The 16,719-nt window shown below is 36.6% G+C and carries 20 protein-coding genes; 13 read left to right on the forward strand and 7 right to left on the reverse strand.

Features of this window, described 5'->3' with window-relative positions; translation table 11 throughout:
- Positions 1-215 precede the first annotated feature (215 nt).
- The 5 genes from LB467_RS17455 to LB467_RS17475 form a co-directional block, all read right to left on the reverse strand.
- Positions 216-794: a DUF1989 domain-containing protein gene (locus LB467_RS17455; protein WP_224475335.1), complete on the reverse strand. Its 579-nt coding sequence runs from the start codon at positions 792-794 to the stop codon at positions 216-218.
- Positions 785-1,396, reverse strand: coding sequence for an FMN-binding negative transcriptional regulator (locus LB467_RS17460; protein WP_224475336.1), 612 nt, complete (start codon positions 1,394-1,396; stop codon positions 785-787). Before LB467_RS17460 ends, LB467_RS17455 begins: the two co-directional genes overlap by 10 nt.
- Before the next feature lie 2 nt (positions 1,397-1,398).
- Positions 1,399-2,097, reverse strand: a complete 699-nt coding sequence (gntA, locus tag LB467_RS17465; protein ID WP_224475337.1) for a guanitoxin biosynthesis heme-dependent pre-guanitoxin N-hydroxylase GntA — start codon at positions 2,095-2,097, stop codon at positions 1,399-1,401.
- Positions 2,098-2,202: 105 nt separating this feature from the next.
- Entirely contained in the window at positions 2,203-2,472 is a 270-nt protein-coding gene (locus LB467_RS17470; RefSeq protein ID WP_237690467.1) for a SemiSWEET transporter, read from the reverse strand.
- A gap of 8 nt (positions 2,473-2,480) precedes the next feature.
- Positions 2,481-3,002 carry a DUF421 domain-containing protein gene (locus LB467_RS17475; RefSeq protein ID WP_224475338.1) on the reverse strand — a complete coding sequence of 174 codons (522 nt, stop codon included), beginning with the start codon at positions 3,000-3,002 and terminating at the stop codon, positions 2,481-2,483.
- Between the two features lie 126 nt (positions 3,003-3,128).
- Here LB467_RS17475 and LB467_RS17480 point away from each other — a divergent pair, with 126 nt between their 5' ends.
- Positions 3,129-3,827, forward strand: coding sequence for a glycerophosphodiester phosphodiesterase (locus LB467_RS17480; protein WP_224475339.1), 699 nt, complete (start codon positions 3,129-3,131; stop codon positions 3,825-3,827).
- A 72-nt stretch (positions 3,828-3,899) separates the two neighbouring features.
- On the forward strand, positions 3,900-5,120 hold the full coding sequence (locus tag LB467_RS17485; RefSeq protein WP_224475340.1) for a BaiN/RdsA family NAD(P)/FAD-dependent oxidoreductase: 1,221 nt from the start codon (positions 3,900-3,902) through the stop codon (positions 5,118-5,120).
- On the opposite strand, the gene LB467_RS17490 is transcribed toward LB467_RS17485, so the two are convergent.
- Positions 5,117-5,593, reverse strand: coding sequence for a TspO/MBR family protein (locus LB467_RS17490; RefSeq protein ID WP_224475341.1), 477 nt, complete (start codon positions 5,591-5,593; stop codon positions 5,117-5,119). The two genes, LB467_RS17485 and LB467_RS17490, sit on opposite strands and share 4 nt — an antisense overlap.
- A gap of 242 nt (positions 5,594-5,835) precedes the next feature.
- Between LB467_RS17490 and mvaD the strand changes: the two genes are divergently transcribed.
- The 11 genes from mvaD (at position 5,836) to LB467_RS17545 (ending at position 15,258) form a co-directional block, all read left to right on the forward strand.
- On the forward strand, positions 5,836-6,936 hold the full coding sequence (gene mvaD / locus LB467_RS17495; RefSeq protein WP_224475342.1) for a diphosphomevalonate decarboxylase: 1,101 nt from the start codon (positions 5,836-5,838) through the stop codon (positions 6,934-6,936).
- Between the two features lie 53 nt (positions 6,937-6,989).
- The gene (locus LB467_RS17500) at positions 6,990-7,190 is read left to right on the forward strand and encodes a hypothetical protein (RefSeq protein WP_224475343.1); all 201 of its coding nucleotides are present in this window, start codon (positions 6,990-6,992) and stop codon (positions 7,188-7,190) included.
- Positions 7,178-7,504 (forward strand): hypothetical protein, encoded by a 327-nt coding sequence (locus LB467_RS17505; protein ID WP_224475344.1) that lies wholly within the window; start codon positions 7,178-7,180, stop codon positions 7,502-7,504. The genes LB467_RS17500 and LB467_RS17505 overlap by 13 nt, the downstream gene beginning before the upstream one ends.
- A gap of 131 nt (positions 7,505-7,635) precedes the next feature.
- Positions 7,636-8,574: a mevalonate kinase family protein gene (locus LB467_RS17510; protein ID WP_224475345.1), complete on the forward strand. Its 939-nt coding sequence runs from the start codon at positions 7,636-7,638 to the stop codon at positions 8,572-8,574.
- 11 nt (positions 8,575-8,585) lie between these two features.
- Complete coding sequence (locus LB467_RS17515) at positions 8,586-9,491, forward strand: geranylgeranylglycerol-phosphate geranylgeranyltransferase (protein ID WP_224475346.1); 906 nt, start codon at positions 8,586-8,588, stop codon at positions 9,489-9,491.
- A 21-nt stretch (positions 9,492-9,512) separates the two neighbouring features.
- Entirely contained in the window at positions 9,513-9,989 is a 477-nt protein-coding gene (locus LB467_RS17520; RefSeq protein ID WP_224475347.1) for a nucleoside deaminase, read from the forward strand.
- Between the two features lie 96 nt (positions 9,990-10,085).
- Positions 10,086-10,928: a pseudouridine synthase gene (locus LB467_RS17525; RefSeq protein ID WP_224475348.1), complete on the forward strand. Its 843-nt coding sequence runs from the start codon at positions 10,086-10,088 to the stop codon at positions 10,926-10,928.
- 285 nt (positions 10,929-11,213) lie between these two features.
- A complete protein-coding gene (locus LB467_RS17530) occupies positions 11,214-12,617 on the forward strand; it encodes an arginine decarboxylase (protein ID WP_224475349.1) in 1,404 nt (467 codons plus the stop codon).
- Positions 12,618-12,662: 45 nt separating this feature from the next.
- Positions 12,663-13,538, forward strand: coding sequence for an agmatinase (speB, locus tag LB467_RS17535; protein ID WP_224475350.1), 876 nt, complete (start codon positions 12,663-12,665; stop codon positions 13,536-13,538).
- Complete coding sequence (locus tag LB467_RS17540; protein ID WP_224475351.1) at positions 13,531-14,502, forward strand: deoxyhypusine synthase family protein; 972 nt, start codon at positions 13,531-13,533, stop codon at positions 14,500-14,502. Before speB ends, LB467_RS17540 begins: the two co-directional genes overlap by 8 nt.
- A gap of 99 nt (positions 14,503-14,601) precedes the next feature.
- On the forward strand, positions 14,602-15,258 hold the full coding sequence (locus tag LB467_RS17545) for a lipid-A-disaccharide synthase N-terminal domain-containing protein (RefSeq protein ID WP_224475352.1): 657 nt from the start codon (positions 14,602-14,604) through the stop codon (positions 15,256-15,258).
- Here the strand turns inward: LB467_RS17545 and LB467_RS17550 are convergent.
- On the reverse strand, positions 15,203-16,576 hold the full coding sequence (locus LB467_RS17550) for a glycosyltransferase 87 family protein (protein ID WP_224475353.1): 1,374 nt from the start codon (positions 16,574-16,576) through the stop codon (positions 15,203-15,205). The genes LB467_RS17545 and LB467_RS17550 overlap by 56 nt on opposite strands.
- Positions 16,577-16,719: the final 143 nt, after the last annotated feature.

Below are 16,719 nucleotides of genomic sequence, written 5' to 3' on the forward strand. Positions count from 1 at the left end.
ATACTCAGCAACAGGTATGAAACACTATACTTATATCGGTTAACTCGTGGTTCATTATATTTACCATTAAAATTACGTCAAAATCCTACGCTAGGTAATTTTTTTACCGCAGGTCTCAGCTTGACGAAATCAGACTTTTCAGACATCCGCTATTTTAAAATTAGTATGTTGAATTGAAAAGACGATTTGCTTTCAAAAATCTAAAGAATAAAAGCTTAATCTATAATTTCGTAGTGTATAGGTTTAAAATTTCCATTATTACTGTCTTCAGCGGAACACGCGGTTAAGGCTACAATCAGGTCCATTTTGGCTTTAAATAGAATATAATCGCCCGCTTTACTCATTGGCGGGTCTACGCTTATTTTTCCTTTTTCGTCAAATTGAACGTTCATAAAAATATTGAAGGCGGTAGGAATATCATCGGGCTGAATTTCAAATTTTTCCAGATTGGTATATAGGTTTTCAAAACAGCTGGGATGATAACCTTCATAATCATACATCACTTCAAAAGTTTCAGGGCTGCAAGGTGCCAGTAAAAAGTCATTTCTTCCGTTGGTATCCTCAATTATTTCCATCATTTTCCGGCTACGGTTGCTCCAGATAAAATTGCCTGCGCTTATTAAAATAGACTCTTCAAAATCCAGGGTTTTTCCCGAAGAAATTTTTTCCCTTCGGTCTTTTGCATTAAATAAAACCATATCGCTCACCTGCTCGCCTTCGGCATCTATCACTTTCAGTTTCTGCCCTTTTTTCAGTTTAAAGGCGGCTCCAGATTGTTTTTTTATTACGTGCATTTATGCTCTTTTTTAATGTTTTCGCTTAACGCGGAGTTATTTTGTTCCTGTTCTAAATGCGAGGTTACAGATTCAATATCCTCTTTATCATAACCCTGATGCAGTTTCGCAATTCCCTCAATCTTTTCCACTTCACACCAAAATCCTGTAATCAATGGGAGATGGTCTTCCCTCATTTTCTTAGGAATATCTTTGTAATACAACGGATTTTTCTGTGGTTTTTCAAAAGTGGCTACAAGTTCCTTTAACGACTCTTCTAGCTCCTCTCGCGATTGAATTTTTAGTTTTACGTTAATATGCACCGCAGAGTAGTCCCAGGTGCTTATATCTTTTTCCTTATACCACGAGGAAGAAACGTAACCGTGTGCCCCCTGAAAAATCAGCAGAGCTTCTGTACCATCTTCTAAGTATTTAAACTGTTCATTGTGGTTGGCGATGTGGGAAAATAGAATAAAATCTTTGTCTGTCCCTTTGGTTAAAACCGGAATGTGCGTAGCTAAAAGTCGGTCCCCTTTAATTATAAAAGTAGCAAAAGGATGATGTTGTATAAATTTAAAAATGAATTCAGAATCGTCCTTTTTGTATTTCTTAGGCTGGTACATGCTTATTTTTTTCCGTGAAGAAAAGGACATTTCCATTCCTCTCCAACTTTACGGCCACTATATTGCCTTGTTTCGCTGCTTTCTCCAAAATCTTCCAGCATTGGGTTTATATTTCCCTGTAGTTCAATATCCCGTTCCCTAATTTTATCCCGAACGCTAGTAAAGACTCCCATTTCCCTTAATTTTTCAAACTGCCAATGCAAATTAAAAGCGATGGCCGGGTATGGGCTTTGTCTTGCTTTACGGCTGCTGTCTGGATGCAATCCTACTATATAGAAAGCTTTTCCGCCAATACTAAAACTAAAGTTATTATCTTCTGGGTTTTTGCTAACGTTGGGATCCCAGGCTTCGTTATCTATATTATGTATAAATTCGAGCTGTTTCCAAAGAGCGGTTTCAAACTGCATTTCAGAAAAAGAGTTCTGTCCCTTGAAGACCGCTAAAAAAGTATAGAATTCGTTCGATTCAAAATCGTAATTTTCTATATATTTTTTTAGGTCTTTATATATTTTTTGAGCAGTTTTTCTGCTGGGAAATTCATCGTAAGTATGCAGGTCTAGATGATCCTGGCCAAAAACGGTTTGGGCCATTATGCAGGGATGGTCTTTTGTTAAAACAAAATCGTTAAAGGCTGCTTTAATGTCTTGATCTGCAGCAATTTTCCGCTGCTTAACTTTAGGTTTTAATTCGGGAGAAATCATAATATTGAATGGATTATTTTGGTAAAACTATTAGGTTTGTATCCTCTTTCAATATGGTTTAAGAATAAATTAGTTCAATATTCTAAAAGATTAACAGACTGCGGTTTACTCTTTTTTACGGTAGCGAAGCATTAAATACAACATGACACTGTTTAACCCCAATGAAATCCCATTTGCTGCAATTATGGGGAGGTCATTCTGGATAATCCCGTAGATTATCCATAGGAAAACACCCAAAATTAAGATGCTAAACATTCCCGGGGAAACATCTTCTACTTTTTTCGTTTTCCAGGCTTTTTTAATCTGCGGAATTACTGCTACTGTCGTGCAAATTCCTGCCGCCAGTCCCAGAATAACTGTCCAATCCAGCGTCATTTTTTTAATTATTTTAGTACATCTTTTGTAAGCCAGGCTTCTACTTCCTGCTTTTCATCAGGCGTATGTAAAACCGAAATATCTCCGGTAGTTTCAAAAACAACCGCCCGAATTTGGGAAAGATCCAAAACATTGGCCTCCCTTAATTTTGACCGAAGATCACCTTCGGTTACCCGGGCTTTCTTCAAATTTTTATGAAGTACTTTTTTACCGTCCATAAGAAGTAAAGGTGAATTATCTATCGCCTTCTGAAACCAGGAATAGCGCCTTAGAATGGCTGCCGAAATTTGCAAAATATATACTGCCGCAAGGCCTACAATTCCCTTTTGTAGACTTACAGTAGGATATAGTACGGTAGAAGCAATAATTGAACCTATAGCCACCGTCATAGCGAAGTCAAAACTGGACATTTTAGAAAAACTGCGTTTTCCGGCAATTCTTGTGAAAATTATAACGGCCAGATAAATTCCCACAGCGCTTAGTAAAATTGCAAGAATCGATGTCCACGAAAATTCAAACCATTTTTCCATAGTTATTTTATTGAAGAGGTTGTTCTATAAATTTAAATACTATCGCCCATAAGTAAATGTTAAATCGTGATAAGCCTTTCTTAATAAGAACTTTACTCACTTAATGAGATTGGATATATTTGCGGTATGAAGGGAGTTTTAAAGATTGGCCACCGCGGCGCCAAAGGACATGTTGCGGAAAATACGATAGAAAGTATTCAGAAAGCTCTGGAGTTTGGAGTTGATGCGATAGAAATCGATGTTCACCGATGCAAAACCGGAGAGCTGGTGGTGATTCACGATTTTACTTTAGATCGAACTACAGACGGGAGCGGTGAAATAGCTAAAAAGTCTTTAACCGAATTAAAAGCTTTAAAAGTTGAGGAACAATTTGAAATTCCTTTGCTTACCGAAGTGTTAAATCTTATTGAAGGAAAATGCACAATTAATATTGAATTGAAAGGTTTAAATACCGCTACTGTTACTTCAGAAATCATCAAAAAATTTATAACTGAAAAAAGGTGGAAGTATGACGATTTTATCGTTTCCAGTTTTCAGAAAAATGAGCTGTTTCAAATGCGAAAGCTCGATGAAAAGGTTTTTCTGGGAATTTTGAGTAAAGCCAGCGTTATGGAAGCTATAGAATTAGGAAAACTGCTCAAAGCATCGGCAATTCATCCTTCTTTAGGAATTATCACACGAGACAATGTAAAAGCATCTCAACAGGCTGGTTATAAAGTTAATGTCTGGACAGTAAATGAGCCTGAAGATATTGCGCGAATGCGGGAATTTGGAGTTGATGGAATTATCTCAGATTTTCCCGACCGACTTTTTGAAAAGAAATAAGAAAAAAGAGGCAAGAATCAAGATTTAAATGACTCGAACCTGGAATTTAAAACTTCAAACTGAAACTTAAAAATGCAGCATTTCGATATTATCATGATTGGCGGTGGCGCGGCGGGCTTTTTTACGGCCATAAATACTGCTGAATTAAATCCTAAGCTGAAAATTGCCATTTTAGAACGTGGAAAAGAAGTGCTCACCAAAGTTAAAGTTTCTGGTGGCGGAAGATGCAATGTTACTCACGCCGAATTTCTTCCGAAAGAACTCAGCACTAATTATCCTCGCGGGGAAAAGGAATTGCTGGGACCTTTTCACAGTTTTATGACCGTCGATACAATGCAGTGGTTCGAAGAAAAAGGCATAGCATTAAAGATTGAAGATGATGGGAGAATCTTTCCCGTTTCAGACGATTCACAAAGTATTATAAATTGCTTTTTAATGGAAACCGAAAGATTAAAAATCCAGGTTTTAAAAAGTCACGCCGTTCAGGATTTTCAACAGGAAGAAGGTTTCTGGAAAGTAAAAACCAGTAAAGGAGATTTTTCAGCAGGAAAAATTATGCTCGCTACCGGCAGCAATCCAAAAATGTGGAATATGCTGAAGAAACTCGGCCATAAAATTATAGAACCGGTGCCTTCACTTTTCACTTTTAATATAAAGGATGATCGAATTAAAGACCTGCCTGGAATCGCAACAGAAGCCGAAGTGAGAATAAACTCCAAAAAAATAAATTTAGAAAGTAAAGGTCCATTGTTAATTACCCACTGGGGAATGAGTGGTCCGGGAATTTTAAAGCTTTCAGCCTGGGGCGCGAGAGATTTAGAAAAGTTGAATTATCAATTTGAAATGAAAGTAAACTGGTTGCCTGGAGTCACTTCCGAAGAAATTTTAGATCAATTAAAAGATTTAAAAACCAAATACGCCAAACAGCAGGTTTTAAAAAATGCACAATTCGATTTGCCTAAGCGATTGTGGAGAACTCTGATAGTAGCTTCTGGAATTACAGAAGGCACTACCTGGGCCGATTTAAATAAAAATCAGTTACAAAATTTAAGCCTTCAACTTACCGAAGCGATTTTTAAAGTAAATGGAAAAAGCACATTTAAAGAGGAGTTTGTTACGGCCGGCGGGGTAGATCTCAAAGAAGTGAATTTTAAAACTTTTGAAAGTAAACTTCACAAAAGCCTTTTTCTAGCCGGGGAAATATTAAATATTGACGCCATCACCGGCGGATTTAATTTTCAGAATGCCTGGACGGGCGGTTTTTTGGCTGCAAAAGCTATGAGTGAAGATTAGTTAAGTCGCCAGATTTCAAAATTAAGTGCCATCGCAAAAAGTACCCATATCGCGTAGGGAACCAGTAAGTAAGCCGCGATATTATTTACAATTTTAAACCATTTTATGGTAAAAATTATTAGAATAAATAGTGCGATAATATTCAATAAGGCTAAAAGTGGTTTTTGAAGTCCAAAGAAAAGTAAAGACCAGGAACCGTTTAATAGTAATAAAAATCCAAGGTGATATAAAGCGGTTTTAACCCATTTATGATAAAAACCTTTACTCCAAACTATTCCTGCGGCTATCCCAATTAGTATATACATCATAAACCAAACGGGACCAAAAAGCGAGTCTGGCGGATTAAACCAGGGTTTGTTTAATTCAGGATACCAGCCTTCAATTCCTGCCTGAGTGGCAATTACCCCCATAAAACCGAAAAGCAAACAAATGCCAATGGCCACCGAACTTCGTACAAAGAGTTTTTTGGTCATTTTGGTCGGTTTTGTATTTAAAAATAAAACGTTTCAGGCTTTTGTCTTTAAAATGATTTTATGTAAAAATCAATATTTCAGACTTTAAGCTTACAAGTTTTCATCTACTAAAATATAAATTTATTTGAATCGGGAAAGAAAATTCCCAAAACATAAAACATATCTTTGCTGCCTAATTGAGATTAAATTTTTTCAATCTACCGCCTTTGGGTTGCTCCGGGTGGTTTATTAATAATTTTGCTATGACTGAAAAGGATTTTATTCCACAGCAATTTTCAAAAAATATAGAAAAAGGTGAAGTAACCTGGCAGTCTCCCAGTAATATTGCCCTGGTGAAATATTGGGGGAAAAAAGAAAATCAAATTCCTGCAAATCCTTCGGTAAGTTTTACATTGAATAACTGCAAAACTACCACAAGCTTGGAGTTTCAGAAGAAATCAGAAAAAACTGAAACATTCGATTTTGAACTTTATTTTGAAGGCAAAAAGAAAGAAGATTTTAAGCCTAAAATCCAACAGTTTTTTGAGCGTATCGAGAAGTATTGTCCATTTTTAAAAGACTATTATTTTAAGATATATACCGAAAATTCTTTTCCACATAGCAGCGGAATTGCTTCTTCGGCCAGCGGGATGAGCGCTCTTGCGCTTTGTGTAATGAGTTTAGAAAAGGAACTTGGGTCAAATCAAGTAGACAACGAAGATTTTTTCTATAAAAAAGCTTCATTTTTGGCCCGGTTGGGTTCAGGAAGTGCATGCCGCAGTTTAGAAGGTGAATTGATAGAATGGGGTGAACATAAAAATATTCCTGACAGCAGTGATCTCTTCGGAATAAAATATCCATTTGAGATCGATAAGGTTTTTAAAACTTTTCAGGATACAATTTTATTGGTAGATAAAGGCCAGAAACAGGTGAGTAGTAGTGTAGGTCATAATTTAATGCACGGCCATCCTTTTGCTAAAAATCGTTTTGCGCAGGCGCATTCAAATTTAGATAAATTAAAGGAGGTTTTTGCCTCAGGTAATCTGGAAGAGTTTATCGCAATTGTAGAAAGTGAAGCACTCACATTACACGCGATGATGATGAGTAGCAATCCTTATTTTATTCTGATTAAACCCAATACCCTGGAAATTATCAATAAAATATGGGAATTCAGGGAAGCTACCAAAATCCCGGTTTGTTTTACCTTAGATGCCGGTGCAAACGTGCACGTACTTTATCCTGAAGCACATAAAGCAAAAGTTTTAGAATTCATTAAGAATGAGCTTGTTGCCTATTGTGAAAAAGGGCAGTATATTTGCGACGTTGTAGGAAAGGGAGCAGAAAAAGTTGTTCCTGCCCAATAAGCTGAAAAACAGGATTTAATTATTATTCGTATTTTTAGCTGAAAGCATTTGCTATGCAAGTAGATTTTAAAAAGTTCGAACTGCTGGATTGGTTGAAAGACCTGGAAGATGAAAATGTTCTTAACGAGATAAAGGCTATTAAGGACAGGAATGAGGAATTCAACTTTGATAAGGAGTGGGAGAATGGTTTGACGGGCGAAGAATTTAAAGCAGAAATGCTGAAAAGGATTAATGCTTACCCGTGGAAAAAGTAATTTTTACCAGATTTACCTTAGAGTATTTTGACAATCTGGTGTTTACGCTTTTTTCTCAAAACTATTTTTCATTTAAAGGAAATGCGCAAAACTATGTTGATAGAATTGTTGATTTTGTAATTACGGAAATAGATAATTTTCCCCATAAAATCACGCCGGATAGCTTGCGTTCCCTAGGTAGTTATTATATTTTTTACAAACCTAATAAACGCACTACCTGGTATATATTTTTTGAGAAAAAGCAGCATCAATATTTGGTGACCTCTATATTAAATAATTATAGCAAGGAAATTACCAATTTAAGTGAAGGCTAGTGTTAAAGAAAGATTGTAATTCATTTACTAACTTTACATTAGCTTGTGAAATTTAAAGCCAATCAATAAAGTTATTTAGTTGTCGGCTTTATTGAAGCTCAACGCTTCAATAAAATTAAAACATGTAGAGTATGAAAGGACCTTTATTTTATTCGAAAATCCTTCTCTTTGGAGAGTATGGGATCATCAAAGATTCCAAAGGTTTATCTATTCCTTATAATTTTTATAATGGTGCTTTAAAAGTTGACGAAGATCCTTCTGACGCTGCTATTGCCTCAAACAAAAGTTTACGACGATTTGCCGATTATCTTAAAGAGCTTGAGCAAAATAATCCCGAATTGGTCCAGTTTGATATGGCTGCTTTAAACGCCGATATCGAAAAAGGCATGTATTTCGATTCTACCATTCCCCAGGGATATGGCGTAGGAAGTAGTGGAGCTTTGGTTGCAGCGATTTACGATAAATATGCTACCAGGAAGATCACCGTTTTAGAAAATCTTACCCGCGATAAATTATTAAAACTGAAAAAGGTTTTCGGGGAAATGGAATCTTTTTTCCACGGAAAATCTTCAGGCTTGGATCCGCTTAACAGCTATTTAAGCATTCCAATCCTTATAAATTCCAAAGATAATATTGAACCTGCAGGCATTCCGTCACAGACGGAAAATGGACAGGGTGCAGTGTTTTTACTGGATAGTGGTAGCACCGGCGAAACAGGCCCGATGGTTGGAATTTTTATGGAAAATATGAAGCAGGAAGGCTTTAGACAAATGCTTAAAGAGCAATTTGTAAAACATACCGACGCTTGCGTTGATGATTTCCTAAAAGGTGATGTGAAATCTCTTTTTACGAACGTAAAAAGGCTTTCTCACGTGGTACTGGACAACTTTAAACCAATGATTCCTGACAAATTTCATAAACTCTGGAAACATGGTATAGATACCAACGATTATTATCTAAAACTTTGTGGTTCTGGCGGCGGTGGCTATATTTTAGGATTTACCGAAGACATTGAAAAAGCCAGAAAATCTCTGAAAGATTACAAATTAGAAGTGGTTTACAACTTCTAAACTCACCTTACATGGCGTCCACTTCTAACAAGCGCTTATTGCTGAAAATGCTTAGTTTGTTTTCGGTGGTTCGTGGATATAATATTTTAGTGCTCATTGTAGCACAATATCTTACTTCGGCATTTATTTTGGCGCCAGAGCTGCCCCTAAGAGATATCTTTTTTGACGACAATTTATTTTTTCTCATTCTGTCTTCAGCCACGGTAATTGCTTCAGGGTATATAATCAATAATTTTTACGACAGCGAAAAGGACCTTATTAATAGGCCTAAGAAAACAATGTTAGATCGGTTTGTAAGTCAGCGGACTAAACTTTCGGTGTATTTTATCCTTAATTTACTGGCTATTTTCTTTGCGAGTTATGTTTCGTTTCGAGCTGTGGTTTTCTTTTCGATTTACATTTTTGCAATTTGGCTGTATTCCCATCGTTTAAAACGAATTTTATTCCTGGGAAACCTCACCGCTTCCATCCTAACCATTACCCCATTTTTCGTGGTTTTTGTGTATTATAAGAATTTTGAAACGGTAATCTTTATTCATGCTACCTTCCTCTATTTAATGATCGTAATGCGGGAACTGGTAAAAGATTTGGAAAATATGCAGGGCGATTTGCTTCAAAATTACCAGACCATTCCAATTGTATATGGAGAACGATGGAGTAAATTTTTCCTTTCAATTTTAAGTATTTTTGCGATAATCCCTATTTTACTCTTAGTCACAAGATTTGATACCGGGTATATGAATTACTATTTTTATGTTTCGCTTTTGCTACTCATATTTTTCTTGCTGTTTCTTTATTTCAGCAAAGCCAAATGGCAGTATTTATTGCTTCATAATATTCTTAAACTGATTATTGTAGTAGGCGTTTTCAGCATCTTACTTATAGATATCAAAGAAGTACTCAACAGAGTTTTCTAATCATTTTATTCAAAAATCAATATGAAAAAAGATCATGGCTATTTTCTAAAAAGAGCTATTCAATTGGCTGAACAAGGAATGGACAAAGGCGAGGGTGGTCCCTTTGGTGCTGTAATCGTTAAAGATGGAGAAATTATAGCTGAAGCCCACAATATAGTAACCGCCAGCAATGACCCCACGGCACATGCTGAGGTTGTAGCGATTAGAAAAGCCTGTGGGAAATTACATGATTTTCAACTGAAGGATTGTATTTTATATACCTCCTGCGAGCCCTGCCCAATGTGTTTGGGTGCTATTTACTGGGCACGTCCCGATAAAGTGTATTATGCACTTACACGGGAAGACGCAGCTAAAATTGGTTTTGACGACCAGTTTATTTATGATGAGATTGCTTTGAAAATGGATAATCGTAAAATTCCTTTTGAGAATCTAATGCGTGAAGAAGGACTTCCTGTTTTTGAAAAGTGGGAGGCTAAGGGAGACCGGATTGACTATTAATAATTCAGTTTTCAATAAATTAAATGGCATAAAATCTTTACATTAAATAGAATGCCACTATAAATCAATAGAGTACCTTTGCAAAAAATTAGCGACATGAGTAGAAACGATAAATCTAAAGGTGGAAAAATTAGCGGAAGACAGGGCGGTGGTTCTGGCAAAAAGTCTTCAGCCCGCGGCAATGCGCCTATAAAACAGCAGCAGTCGGCTCCTAAAACCCCTTCCAAAACCGATGGAATTCGTTTAAATAAATATATTGCCAACGCCGGGATTTGTTCCCGCCGTGATGCCGATATCTTTATTTCTGCCGGAAATGTAACCGTTAATGGAAATGTGGTAACCGAAATGGGCTTTAAAGTAGCTCCAACCGATGAGGTAAAGTTTGACGGAAGAAGCGTTAATCCAGATAAACCCGAATATTTTGTATTAAATAAACCAAAAGGGGTTTATGTAACTGGTAGCACCGAAAAAGGAGGCAAAACGGTAATGGATATAATGGCGAAGGCCACCAAAGCTAAATTGGATCCGGTAGGGAAATTAGATACCCAGGCAATGGGACTTTTGGTTTTTACCAATGATGGAACCTTGGCCAAAAGACTGGGCAAACCAAGAAACGGAATCAGGCAAATTTACCAGGTAAATCTGACCAAGCCGCTTTCTGTAGAGCATTTGGAGAAAATTAGAAATGGTGTTTTTCTTGAAGACGGGAAAGTGAACATTCAAGATATTAGCTTTATTGCCGATAGGCCTAAGAACGAAGTAGGCATAGAAACCAATAGCACAAAAAATCATATAATCCAACGACTTTTCAAAAGTCAGGGATATGAAATAGAAAAACTGGATCGTGTAGTTTTTGGCGGACTTACCAAAAAAGACCTGCCAAGAGGCCGATTTAGAAGGCTTACAGATCAGGAGGTTATAAATTTGGGAATGCTTTAAAAAAAGTGATTCCGTATCAAGTTTTTTAATATTTTTGAACCGGATTAGGATTTGCCTTCTCCGGTTTTCTATTTTGAATATTTAATGCACACAAATAATTGACAGGATTTTATAATCTAAACAACGGGCGGTGCTCACCGCATCCGAACACTCTTAATTTTGAGACCCTTTCAGGCTTCAAATCAGTTATTTCAATTCATTTTCTTAACATTAATTTACCAATCATTTCTTTTGGTGCGAAAAATTAATGCCTAAATTTTTACCTTTAATATATAAAACAATCATTTGAATACTAAATACAGCGATTTAATAGACCAGACCTATTATTTTCCTCAGGAAGAATTTACCCTGGAAGGCACCGAATTAAAATTTCACGACATAGATCTAATGGAGCTTGTAAAGCAATATGGCTCTCCATTAAAATTCACATATCTGCCTAAAATTTCAGACAATATAGGCAGGGCGAAAAAGTGGTTTGCAGATGCTATGGCGAAACACGATTATAAAGGAAGTTATAATTACTGCTATTGTACTAAAAGTTCGCATTTTCAGCACGTTTTAAATGAAGCTTTAAAAAACGATATCCATATTGAAACCTCTTCTGCTTTTGATATTAATATCGTGGAACAACTCAAGAAATCAGGCAAAATCACCGACGATACGTATGTACTTTGTAACGGTTTTAAACGTGATCAATACATTGAGAATATTTCGCGTTTAATGAATAATGGCCATAAGAATTGTATTCCAATTATAGATAATTACGAGGAAATTGATCTTTTAACCGAGAAAATTGAAGGAAAATTTCCAATCGGAATAAGGATCGCTTCGGAAGAAGAGCCGAAATTTGAATTCTATACTTCCCGGTTGGGGATAGGCTATAAAAATATTGTGCCTTTTTATAATAAACAGATAAAAGAAAACGACCAGGTAAGCCTGAAAATGTTACATTTCTTTATCAATACCGGAATTCGTGATACTGCCTATTACTGGAATGAATTACAGAAATGTTTACGTGTATATGTAAATTTAAAGAAAGTTTGCCCTGAATTAGATAGTTTAAATATTGGCGGAGGATTCCCGGTGAAAAACTCGTTGCATTTTGAGTACGATTATGCTTATATGGTAGACGAAATTATAAACCAGATCAAGCTTTATTGTGAGGAAGCCGAAGTGGAAGTCCCTCATATTTTTACTGAATTTGGAAGTTTTACCGTAGGCGAAAGCGGTGGTGCTATTTACGAGATCTTATACCAAAAACAACAAAATGACCGTGAAAAGTGGAATATGATCAATTCTTCATTTATTACCACTTTGCCAGATACCTGGGCGATAAGTAAGAAGTTCGTTATGTTGCCGGTTAACCGATGGAACGATGAATATGAAAGGGTTTTATTAGGTGGCTTAACCTGCGATAGTGACGATTATTATAATTCAGAGCAGAATGTGAACGCCATTTATCTTCCGAAATATAAAAAAGATAAACCCTTATATATTGGATTTTTCAATACCGGTGCCTACCAGGAAACCATTGGAGGTCACGGTGGCTTGCATCACTGTCTAATTCCGCAGCCAAAGCACCTGCTTATCGATAAAGATAAAGATGGAAATATTAAAACCAGTTTGTTTAGCCCCGAACAAAATGCCGAGGATATGCTTAAAATCCTGGGTTATAATGGAAGCAATTAATTTTTTATAAATTTATATAACCAACAACAACCAATTAGCATTACAATGAGCAAAAAGAATTACGCCGGAATACCAGATAAGTACTCGCGAATAGACGACGCGAAAGTGGTATTAATCCCGGTTCCTTACGATGGAACAAGTAGCTGGCAAAAAGGGGCAGATAAAGGACCTGAAGCTTTTCTTGAAGCTTCAGAGAACATGGAGCTTTATGATATTGAAACAAAATCTGAGGTCTACAGAAAAGGAATTTATCTTGCACCTCCGGTAACCGAAGATGCTTCGCCGGAGAAAATGGTAGATACCGTTTACAAAACCGTAAAAAATTACATTAAACAGGAGAAATTCGTTACTGTTTTTGGGGGCGAACATTCTGTTTCTATCGGAACTATTCGTGCGTTTAATGAAAGTTTTGAAGATCTTACTGTAGTGCAAATAGATGCACACGCAGATCTTAGACCAGAGTATGAAGGTTCTAGTTGTAACCACGCTTGTGCAGTACACGAAGCCAGTAAGAAGGCCAATTTGGTGCAGGTGGGAATTCGCTCTATGGACGTTTCTGAAGTAGATCATATGGACGAAAATCAGGTGTATTTTGCCCACGACCTTTATGAAGATTGGCAGGATGATGCGATTGGGCAAATGACGCCAAATGTGTTCATCACCATAGATCTTGATGCTTTCGATCCTTCTATTTTGCCATCTACCGGCACCCCGGAGCCAGGCGGACTTTTTTGGTACGAAACGCTGGAATTCCTTAAAATGATGTTTAAAAAGAAAAATGTTGTAGGATTTGACATTGTAGAACTTTGCCCTAATGAAAACGAAAAATCATCAGATTTTCTCGCGGCTAAGCTTTATTACAAGATGTTGAGCTACAAGTTTAAATACCAAAATTATAACGAAGAAGACGAAGATGAGTAAAGGAGCAATTTCCCAATTTATAGAAAAATATTATTTACATTTTAATTCCGCAGCGCTTGTAGATGCTGCAAAAGATTACGAAAAACAATTGGAAGGCGGTTCAAAAATGCTGGTTTCCCTTGCAGGAGCAATGAGTACCGCAGAGCTCGGTAAGATTTTTGCCGAAATGATTCGTAAAGACAAATTGCATATCATCTCCTGTACCGGGGCAAACCTGGAAGAAGATGTGATGAACCTTGTGGCACATTCTCATTATAAAAGAGTTCCACACTACCGCGATTTAACAGCTCAGGATGAATGGGATTTATTAGAAAAAGGCCTTAACCGGGTAACCGATACCTGTATTCCAGAGGAAGAGGCTTTTAGAAGAATTCAGGAGCATATTGTAAAGATCTGGAAAGATGCTGAAGCCAATGGCGAGCGCTATTTTCCTCATGAATTTTTGTACAAATTATTGCTTTCCGGGGTTTTGGAAAAACATTACGAGATAGATCTGAAAGATTCCTGGATGTATGCCGCAGCCGAAAAGAACCTTCCAATGGTTGTTCCAGGCTGGGAGGATAGTACACTTGGAAATATTTTCGCTTCCTACGTGCTTAAAGGTGAGTTAAAAGCCAGCACGATGAAATCCGGGATTGAATATATGACTTTTCTTGCCGATTGGTATACAGGGAATTCTAAAGAAGGGATAGGCTTTTTCCAAATCGGAGGCGGAATTGCCGGTGATTTCCCAATATGTGTGGTTCCTATGTTGTATCAGGATATGGAAAGAACAGATACTCCTTTTTGGAGCTATTTCTGCCAGATCTCAGATTCTACAACAAGTTATGGTTCTTATTCTGGGGCTGTTCCTAACGAAAAAATTACCTGGGGAAAACTTGATATAAATACTCCAAAGCATATTATAGAAAGTGATGCAACTATTGTAGCACCGCTAATTTTCGCCTATTTGCTGGATATGTAATTAACAAAGAATTATTAGAGTTTAAAGCTGTTTGGTAGTGCTATTTATGTACTATTGAACAGCTTTTTTTGTGCTCTTTTAATCAGGATAATTAAATGTATGAGTAGTAGTTGGTTTGTTTATGCAATTGGTTTTTTAGCCCAGCTTTTATTTTCTGCAAGATTGGTGATGCAGTGGATAAAATCAGAAAAAAACAAGAAAATTGAAACGCCAACACTATTTTGGAAACTTAGTTTACAGGGTGCGGTCTTACTTTTTATTTACGGTTATCTTCGAGACGATATGGCGATTATGCTAGGTCAATTTCTCGTTTATGGAGGCTATTTTAGAAATCTCCAGCTGCAGGGAGAATGGGGTAAATCGGGAATAATGTTTAAGATTTATGTGGTTGCTTTACCCATTCTTATCACCTTGTATCTCATTCTTTTCGGACAATTGGAGTGGGCAGATCTCGTTATTGGTGAAAATATTTCAACCTGGCTTATTATTCTGGGAATTATTGGGCAGGTTGTTTATACTTCCCGTTTTATTTACCAATGGTTTCACGCCGAAATTAACCAAAAATCAGATTTACCCTGGAAATTCTGGGTGATTAGCCTGCTAGGCTCAATTCTTATTTTTGCTTACGGAATTTTTAGGCACGATCCTGTTTTGATCGCGGCGCACTTTTTTGGCGGGTTGGTTTATATCAGAAACTTATTTAGAATAAGGAGATCTGTTTTGGTCGAAAAAATTCAAAAAGAAAGACCCCGATAACCACGCAATATTCAACTGCAATGAGCCAGTAATTTTCCTGAAATTCAGCATTAGTATAGGCCGAATAACTTAACATTACCAAAAATGACCAAACCAGGGCGAACCTAAATTTTGTAAATACCGAAAGCAAAAGTGGCATTGCAATATACCAGGGATGCACTGTGGTAGATAGAAAAAAGTAGACTGAAGCTCCAACAAGCATAGTAGTTAGTAATTTTTCTGTTGAATTATTTCTTCTGAAAATGGCTAGCCCTGCCAGGATCAGGATCACAATTAGCGGTAAGATCTTCCCTGCAGTTGCAATGATATTGTAGCCTTTCAGCTGAAATCCAATCCACCTGATTATGTAATAAACACTCGCATTAAATTCGAATTTCTGAAACCAAAGCGCAATACTCGACGAAAAATTCGAGATGAATTCTGAAGAAATAAATGGAAGAAAACTTACTAAAATCGTTAATCCCACAATCAAATAATAGATCAATAATTTGTTGAGACCTAACTTTCGATCTGACTGAAACTTATTTTTATCCTGATTTTTAAGTTTCCTTTTTGCTGAAAAATAATTCCATAAGAGCGGTAAAAATAGTAATGGTAACAATTTCACTGAAACTGAAATACCTAAAAGCACCGCACTCCCAATCCATTTTTTTTGATGTAATAAAAAAACAGACCATAGTAAGAAGAAAAGCATCACCCCTTCAAAATGAAGGTTTCCGGTTAGTTCTATAATGATAAAAGGATTCAGGATAAACCAAAAAATTTGATGGACAGGCAGGTTTAATTTCAGCAATAATTTTCGGCCAAAATAAAGGATTCCTAAATCCGCTAAAATGATAAAGCATCGCATCGCGATCACAGAACTCAAAATACTTTTCTCACCTAAAAATGCAGAAATAGTAAATAACAACTGATTAACCGGCGGGTAGCTGGTATAATTTCCGGCGCTTAAACTGCCCATTCCCTGTATTAAAGTCTTTTTGACTGCTGTCGGAACCTCGTTGGGAACCGATAAATAGGGGTTTAGTCCTTCTAAAATCAATGTTCCATCCCAGATAAAGCGATAAAAATCCTGAGAGAGATTTGGCGTGGCTACAATAAAAATAAGCCTGAATAAAACTGCAATCCCCGCCAAAAACCAGAAATTGTTTTTTTCTAGTTGAATTAGCTTAAAACTGATAAAAAACAACCCTGTATAAAGGCTTAGCAACTTTATAAAATCACTTCGATCAAGGTCATAACCAAAAGACCAATAAAATGCAATTCCCGTTAAAACGAGGAGGAGGGAATATTTATGGTTTTTAAGGAAATCTGTCATTTCATAAATTATCTTACGTCAAGCTGAGACCTGCGGTAAAAAAATTACCTAGCGTAGGATTTTGACGTAATTTTAATGGTAAATATAATGAACCACGAGTTAACCGATATAAGTATAGTGTTTCATACCTGTTGCTGAGTATG

Source organism: Salegentibacter tibetensis, assembly GCF_020164485.1.
GTDB lineage: Bacteria > Bacteroidota > Bacteroidia > Flavobacteriales > Flavobacteriaceae > Salegentibacter > Salegentibacter tibetensis.